The organism is Ruminobacter sp. RM87 (assembly GCF_000701925.1).
GTDB classification, from domain to species: Bacteria; Pseudomonadota; Gammaproteobacteria; order Enterobacterales; family Succinivibrionaceae; genus Ruminobacter; species Ruminobacter amylophilus.
This window is the reverse complement of the sequence record NZ_JNKD01000012.1, coordinates 41,101-49,173: the sequence shown is the minus strand read 5'-3', so window position 1 is coordinate 49,173 and position 8,073 is coordinate 41,101. Positions and strand designations below refer to the sequence as shown.

At 45.4% G+C, this 8,073-nt stretch carries 5 protein-coding genes; 3 read left to right on the top strand and 2 right to left on the bottom strand.

The genetic code is table 11. From position 1 onward, the window contains the following. Positions 1-2,273: 2,273 nt before the first annotated feature. Positions 2,274-3,851, bottom strand: coding sequence for a TerC family protein (locus T489_RS0104800; RefSeq protein WP_051621787.1), 1,578 nt, complete (start codon positions 3,849-3,851; stop codon positions 2,274-2,276). A 122-nt stretch (positions 3,852-3,973) separates the two neighbouring features. Beyond that, positions 3,974-5,191, bottom strand: coding sequence for a 23S rRNA pseudouridine(2605) synthase RluB (gene rluB / locus T489_RS0104795; protein ID WP_084155403.1), 1,218 nt, complete (start codon positions 5,189-5,191; stop codon positions 3,974-3,976). A 752-nt stretch (positions 5,192-5,943) separates the two neighbouring features. On the opposite strand from rluB, the gene T489_RS13485 reads away from it, so the two are divergent. The 3 genes from T489_RS13485 (at position 5,944) to T489_RS0104775 (ending at position 7,854) form a co-directional block, all read left to right on the top strand. After that, on the top strand, positions 5,944-6,441 hold the full coding sequence (locus tag T489_RS13485) for a methyltransferase family protein (RefSeq protein WP_037318745.1): 498 nt from the start codon (positions 5,944-5,946) through the stop codon (positions 6,439-6,441). A 233-nt stretch (positions 6,442-6,674) separates the two neighbouring features. After that, complete coding sequence (locus T489_RS0104780; protein WP_031578910.1) at positions 6,675-7,013, top strand: cell division protein ZapA; 339 nt, start codon at positions 6,675-6,677, stop codon at positions 7,011-7,013. A 247-nt stretch (positions 7,014-7,260) separates the two neighbouring features. Beyond that, complete coding sequence (locus T489_RS0104775) at positions 7,261-7,854, top strand: 5-formyltetrahydrofolate cyclo-ligase (RefSeq protein WP_031578909.1); 594 nt, start codon at positions 7,261-7,263, stop codon at positions 7,852-7,854. The last annotated feature ends 219 nt before the right edge of the window (positions 7,855-8,073 follow it).

Sequence of the window (8,073 nt, the reverse complement as noted above, 5' to 3'; positions counted from 1 at the left end):
CGGCTTTCAGCTCAGGTGCCGGGGTTTCAGCGGCTTTCAGCTCAGGTGCCGGGGTTTCAGCGGCTTTCAGCTCAGGTGCCGGGGTTTCAGTCTTAGCTTCAGACCTCTTGTCAGTATCCGCTTTAATCATTCCCGCTTCTGATTTCTTCTCGGAATTTCCGTTTTCGGCGACAGATTCTGATTTGTCTGACAATTCAACCGGGTGAAGGTCTCCTTCATCGTCATGAGGGATGACCACCTCAGGAGCTTTTCTGTACTTATACAGCCCCTTTACCACCTCTTCATAATTTGTTCTGAGGAAACGGGCAAAAGCCTGTTCCTGAGCGGAGAATCTGTCAGTCTGATTCTTCTTTTCGGCAGCCCTGAAATCATCAACGGACTTTTCACGAACAATGATAAACTTTGGCTTGAAGTAGTTAAGACTGTTTAAAACCTTGGTCTTGAAATCATAAGGAGCCATCAGCTGAGTGGTGATAAGATAAGGAGAGGCGGTGGTTCTGTCAGCCCAGATATAGTACTGATACATATTCCCTTCCACCCAGATCTTGTCATTGATTTCGGTGTTTTCATTAACAATCTTAACTTTTTTCGCTGTACTTTCATCCCACGGTACACCAATGGTATGACCGATTGTCAGTGCATACATGCTTATGATAAACGAAATGAAAATACTGAGAACCAGGAACACGGTATGATTATGTCTGTAGAATCCCAGCCAGCGTCTGAGTATGAAAATTGACAGACATACAAACAGTGCGATGCCGGCATTGATTCCCGCATGGATATAAACGGCAGGTTCTTCCCACTCGAGTCTGTTCCATTCCCAGATTGCATGTTCTGAAACCAGGAAGACCAGCAGGAACAGAATGGTCAGGAAGCTGATATGAATATCCTGCTTCACGTGCAGGTATCTGTGCATCAGGAAAGCCAGAGGAATAAACATGAACGGCAGATAGAGCTGGTCATAGTGATCATATATATGACCGGTAAGGCTGTTGGCCACGATGGTGGCTATAATACCGAATCCCAGATAGAGGAAGAACCATCTGCGATCGTTTCCTTCCTTGCTGACAAAAAGCAGGTTATCCTTACTGAACATCAGCCATACGAATCCAGCCAGAATAATCCACAGACCGGTTCTGACGAAGCCCACAAATCCGGCAGAAAGATCTGGTATGTTCAGATTGTATGCCTGTTCATTGAAATGAATGACAATGCTGTAGAACACAACATTGTTGACCAGTTCCATTCCACCTTCACTGTAGAAATACAGGAAATATCCGCCGAATACCGTCAGCATGGCCTCAACTACCGAAAGAGCCAGCTTTACGGCATTAAGAAGACTTCCGTTTGAACAGTAGAACAGGAACAGCATGGCATACCATGCTATAAAATAAGCCCCGTTGTTGAAATGAATCGACGTGGTGAAGGCAAATGCGAATGCCGGAATCAGACCTATTGTCCAGTTGAAACGGCGGAGACTGAACAGCAGCGCAAACGGATAGCTGGCAATCATGGCCAGATAAACCGCATAATCCTCAACCATGTCGCCGTAATAGTAACGCAGCCCCAGAAGTGATATGACCATGACAATGGAGCAGAAGCGTGAAAGAGGACTGAACTTGAACAGACGCAGGGCAAGGTCAACGCTGACTATACCGAACACCAGGAACAGTGTTTCGATAAAGGCAATTCCCGGATAACCGCCGATGCGGTAACCTATCATATTAATAAGATATATCCCCGGTCCCTTGACATCTATCATGTCCTGATAAGGGATCTCTCCGTGTGCCCACATTTTACCGAACAGTGCATATACGGAGGCATCGAATCCCGGTGCATGACTGTACCATAACGGATTAAGGAATGAGAAGATTATGCCGACTACACAAAGGGCAAAAAGAATCAGTTCATGTTCCCTGATCTGTGAAATCTTGTCCCGGATGATTTTTCTGATATCCGGAACCGGTTTTACCTTTGGATTTTCCGGCTTCTTATTACTATACATTAAATCCCCACGTAATTTATGAAACACCGGTTCTGCTGATGCTGTTCAGCACACCGGCTTATTATTATCGTCATTTTCGTATATAAATTCGATTATACTGTTTTAGACGACAAACTCTCAATTAAGTTTACCTTTTACGGACAGTGTTTAATAAAATTTGGAACACATCTCATTAATAGTCACCAAAAAGGTAAACAGGCTTTATGTTATCTGTTTACTGTTAACATTCCGGCCTCTCCTTTCGGAAAGAACTCCGGTATGCTGCCTATTTTTTCTCATCAGGCTCCGTAATCTTGAGATTGACCAGTTCAATGGTATGGTCCTTCACTTCCCTGACCGTCAGCACACAGCCGTCGATTCTGACCTGTGCTCCGACATCCGGAAGAATCTGCAGTGTTTCCATGATGAATCCCGCCACGGAGTGGTAATGTGATCCGGCCGGTATGTAGATACCGGTCTGACGTTCAAGTTCGGTCAGAGCCAGATCACCCTGAACATCAAAGGATCCGTCCTTGTTTTTTACGCAGTCCTGAATTTCAGACTTTTCAGGAAGCTCACCGGCAATTTCCTCCATGATGTCCCTCAGGGCAACAATGCCTTCGAAATTACCGAACTCATCAACTACAAAGGTGTTGTAATTCTTTGCCCTCTTCATTTCCTCAATACAGGTAAGAACGCTCACGGTTTCAGGAATGTACAGAGGCTTGCGGACCAGATTCTTCAGTACTACCTCTCCATGCCCCTTAATCAGCTTTTCGAGAAGTTCGGTCTTATTGATGAAGCCCAGCGGATTATCCTTGTTGTCTCCGATGTATACCACAATGTGTGAATAGCTGTTATTCACCATGTTGCCAAGCACTTCCTTATAAGGTTCTCCTATATCAACCATGACAATATCCCTTCTGGAAGTCATGATTGCCCTAATAGGCTGTGAATCAAGTCCCAGCACACGGGATACGAGATCCTTTTCCTCTCTGGCGAACACGTTGTCAACCGGCGGAGACACAATGGATTCCTTGATGTTCTGAAGCTGATTGTCGCTCTTTGCGCCCAGGATTCTCAGCACCAGACTTGCAGCCAGTTCACGGCTGTTGTTGCGGATGTTCTTGTCAAGCTTGAGATTGTTCTTGCGGGCAATCTGGTTGAATATTTCAATAAGGATTGAGAAACCGATGGCGGTATACAGATATCCCTTTGGAACATGGATGTGCAGACCGTCGGCCATCAGGCTGAAACCTATCATCAGCAGGAAGCTCAGACAGAGAATCACCAGAGTAGGATGACTGCTTACAAACACTGTCAGGAACTTGCTTAAGGAAACCATTACGGCCATGGCGATAATCACGGCAAACATCATAATGAACACGTGTTCACACATACCTACTGCCGTGATTACGGAATCCAATGAGAAAATGGCATCGAGAACAACTATCTGCAGCACCACCATCCAGAATGCCTTGGCCACTGCCTTGTCTGAATCAGCTGACGCAGTGGAATCCTTGCCTTCCAGTTTTTCATGCAGTTCGCTGGTGGACTTGAACAGCAGGAACATGCCGCCGACAATCAGAATTATATCTCTTATGGACAGTCCCAGGCCGAACATTGAAATCACCGGATCCTTGAGGCTGACCACCCATGAAATCGCAGTAATTAATCCGAGTCTGGTAAGAAGAGCAAGTCCCAGACCTATGTATCTGGCCTTGTCCTGAAGTCTGGCCGGCAGCTTGGAAGCCAGTATGGCTATAAACAGAAGATTATCAATACCAAGAACAATTTCCAAAACAACAAGTGTAAATAATCCAACCCATGCGGAAGGTTCATAAATCCACACCATGTCAAACATAGCAATCAGTCCTTATTTATATAATTCAATATTGTTCAGAGCGACTCACTGAAAAAACATTCCGGCAGTCCGGGGATCCTCTGTTCCGAATCCGCACTGCCGGTAAACTTCCGTTTCAGATATCAGTCTTCATGACGGGAACCGTGTCTTCTGCCGGACTGTTCATGACGTACTCCGCTTTTTCCGAAGTTTCTGTCACGACTGAACCGTTCCCTGCCGAATCCGCGTTCACCTGTTTTTGAAAAATCACGTCCCTTTCCGGAATGAGCGCCGTGATCCCTGCCGCTCTTCTTTTCATCATTGAACGGAGCGTACTTGTTGTCGGAAAGACTGCGGCTTCTGCCTGAAGATGATTTGGCGGATCTGTTTTCGGAAGCGACCCTGTACAGTCTGCTTTCAAAAGTATCTCCTGAAGCGCTTCTGCCTCCGTCACGAGGGAATGAAGACTTCTTCTGATGAGAACCGCCTGCGGAAGCCCCGGCTGAACCGCGCTTCTGCTGTCTGTTCTGGTTATTGAAATTCTGAACCGCACGGCGAACCTGACGGTTCTTCACGAAAGCCTGTCTTACGGTAAGTTCCTTTTCTTCAACCACGGTTTCTGTTTCAGGCTTCATACCGGCAACCTCTCGCAGAGCATTAACCTCCGCAAGATTGAGCTCACGCCAGCCGCCTACAGGCAGTCTGTCAAGTTCCACGTTGGCATAGCGGATTCTCTTGAGTCGGCTTACCTTAAAACCGAGAGCTTCCCACAGACGACGCACTTCACGCTTGCGGCCTTCCTTGAGAACCACGTTGTACCACTGATTTATGCCTTCGCCGCCAACGTATTCTACGCTGTCGAAATGAGCCGGACCGTCCTCGAGTTCCACACCCGTCTGAAGCTGACGGATCTGATCAGCGGTAACACCGCCGAACACACGTACGGCATAAACTCTTTCGATGGCATGACTCGGATGCATCAGGCGGTTTGCCAGTTCACCGTCGGTGGTGAACAGCAGGAGACCTGAAGTATTGATATCAAGACGACCTATATACAGCCATCTGCCGTTGCTTACAACCGGCAGTCTGTCAAACACGGTAGGACGGCCTTCAGGATCCGAACGGGTACACATCTGTCCCTCAGGCTTGTTGTACATCAGTACACGACAGATTGTCTTTGGTGAACTTGATGTATGAATAATCTGACCATCAACTCGAATTACTTCGGTACCTTCCACGCGATCGCCAAGCTTCGCGATTTTTCCGTCAACACTTACTCTGCCGGCGGAGATATATTCTTCCATGCTGCGACGTGAACCAATGCCTATGGCAGCTAAAACTTTATGTAATTTTTCGCTCATAAAAACCTATTTAAACCCTTTTTTGCGACGTATTTTGCCTCACGGCAAAAACAACCTGTCTCACGACAATTTGACCAAATACAATTCTGTAAGTAGACAGTCAAAAAAATCTGCGGCCGTCAGAAATTTTACTCAGACATGCAGCACAATGGAACCTCAGGGGTAATCCGCCTGTGCCAGCCACCTTCTGACACTGCTTTTCAGTCCGCTCAGACGTTTAAAAACGGGGGCAGTTATCCCCTCCTTTTTCCGCCTATTGCGTATTATATGTTATTTGCACCTCAAATAACAATTTGAACATGAACCAAAAGAAAACAAATTCATGTAATTCATAAGAAAGTCCGCTGTCTGCCAGTATAACCGGACTGAAGTACACGACTGGAAAAGACACGACTGAAGCAAAGCCTGAAACACTGAAAAAAGAAGGCAGCCGGACAGGCCGGGATGTATAAAGCAATTGAATTCAGTGATAAAAAGGCTGAAGCCTCTGCCATGGTCTTTTCCTCTTCTGAATGTGTTTACTGCGGACATTAAAAAAATGCCGGAACGATTTTTTCGAAAGGAATTATCATGTTTTCATTACCGGTGAATACTTTTTGAGGCACTGTCCGGGATTTATCCGGCCACGGAATGTACGGTCCGGAAGATTATTCAGACCGTTTATCAAAAAAACGGTACGTTCCTGATTTTTAGGCTATAATCTACAGACTTTACATCAGGCACAGCCTGCTTACAGGAAATCCGAGGTCAGAATGAATTTGCCGTCCTTTCATGTCATTGCAGAAGAAACAGTCAGCCACGCCGCTGCCAGGATTAAAAAACTTCCGCCTCCCGTAATATTCGGTATTCTGGTTGTTCCGCACCTTTATCTCGGACTTGTATGCGGCATGATCGCTCCTTTTCCGTGGACAATCCCGAGCCTGCTGTTTCTGACGTCCGGAGGACTTCTGGGTTTTCTTTCCATTCTAAAATTTCACCGTGAAGGCATCAGTCCGCTGCCATGGACTCCGAACACCGTGGCTCTTTTTACTCACGGCATATACGGCCTCAGCAGAAATCCAATGTACCTGTCGCTGATCTTCGGTCTTCTCGGCATAGGCATTACCATGGGCCCTCTGCTTCTGCTTATCACTCTGCCTCTGCTGATTCATTTTCTCAGTCACGTGATTGACGGAGAGGAAAAAATGAACGGACTAATCTTCAAGAAACTTTTTGCAGAATACTGTTCAAAAACAAGAAGATGGCTCTGATTCAGGTTTAGCCGTTTCCGCAGCTTTCTAATCATCATTCCCCCGGACCACCGCCGTCCGTGCTGACAAATTTTTTTCGTTTTACGTCATGAAAAACATCATTACCGCGCAAATATAGATTAAAATATCATCTGACTGTATCATTAACGAACAAACAGAACGGCATAGGACAGTTTTGTCTTGAACCTGCCGTCTCAATGTGAAAGAATAAATCTGTTTTTAGGAAAAACCGTATGGAAACAAAAGAGCGGACAGAAAGTCCCGATGCTGAAAACAAGCCTCAGACTACAGTTGACGTGGCAGTACTGGGCAACAGTTTTCACATCACGTGTCCGGCTGAAAAAGCCGAGAGCATGAAGGAAGCCGAAAAACGTCTGATAGAAAAATTAGACACACTAAAAGCTCTGGCTCCGAAGTTCTCAAACGAGAAACTTGCAATTCTGGCTGCATTGGACATTTATCACGATTTAATAAATCAGGAATTGAAAATGTCATCTTTTGTGGATATAGTTAAATTAAGGTTGGATGAGCTGGAAAACCTTGTACAAGGCATGATTGACAGTTCGTCTTAATCGCAGAATACCTCGGGGTGTGGATGTTGCTTTTGGTCCTGAGCCGATGATACTAGATTAGAGGAATTACTTCTGCACGGTGTGCAGGCTCATTAAGTTGAGAAGCCTAACTGTAGAACACTTTTCTCGCCCTGAACTTGCGGGTTCTTGGTTTCGAATCGACACACATTCCGGGGACTTTTTTATGGTCTATAATAATCATTATAATTTTTAACTTTGATTATATTTTATACGGGATTCCATAGCTATGTTTACATCTCGTCCTTTACTACGTCAGAAGATAAGAGAACTAAGAAAATCAATTTCTCCTGAGCTGCATGCTCATTACTCATCTCAGCTCATCGATCAGTTCGCCAGAAACGAAAGAATCAAAAAAGCCGAAAGCGTTGCTCTGTATATCAGCGTGGACGGAGAAATCGATACCCATGGTGTTATTGAATGGTGTCTGGCCAAGGGCAAGAAGGTAGCCCTTCCGGTTATTCATCCGTTTTCAAAGGGTCAGCTTCTGTTCCTGAAGTACGACAAGACCACCGTCATGAACCCTAACCGTTATAACATTCCTGAACCTGAACTCAATGTTCAGAACGTGGTTCCGCTTAATCATATCGACATCATCTTCACCCCGCTTGTTGCCTTTGACAATCAGGGTAACCGTCTTGGTATGGGCGGAGGCTACTATGACCGCACCCTGCAGTTCTATCATCAGGGCAAAACCGGTCCGTATCCTATCGGTCTGGCTCTGGACATTCAGGAAGTTGAAAACCTCCCTACCGATACCTGGGACGTTCCGCTTCCGGAAATCATTACTCCTACCAGAGACATGGTTTTCAAACACGACTAAGGTTTCGTATCAGTCTTTAAACAGAAAACTGAAAATAAGGTATAAGGATGCCCGGACCGGGCATCCTTATCTGTCATTAAAGAGTCTTTACTCATTTATATTCTTCATGTATCTCTGAATTTCATTTCTTTTACAGGCTGTTTTCAGACACCGTCATTAAAATAATTTTGTTATATACATCACACTCTTGATATAATCTGATTAAGTTGTATAATTCAC

Bases quoted from the DNA above. Each gene is read 5' to 3' on its own strand.
- T489_RS0104800 (WP_051621787.1), bottom strand. From the start codon at position 3,851: ATGTTTGACATGGTGTGGATTTATGAACCTTCCGCATGGGTTGGATTA.
- rluB (WP_084155403.1), bottom strand. From the start codon at position 5,191: ATGAGCGAAAAATTACATAAAGTTTTAGCTGCCATAGGCATTGGTTCA.
- T489_RS13485 (WP_037318745.1), top strand. From the start codon at position 5,944: ATGAATTTGCCGTCCTTTCATGTCATTGCAGAAGAAACAGTCAGCCAC.
- T489_RS0104780 (WP_031578910.1), top strand. From the start codon at position 6,675: ATGGAAACAAAAGAGCGGACAGAAAGTCCCGATGCTGAAAACAAGCCT.
- T489_RS0104775 (WP_031578909.1), top strand. From the start codon at position 7,261: ATGTTTACATCTCGTCCTTTACTACGTCAGAAGATAAGAGAACTAAGA.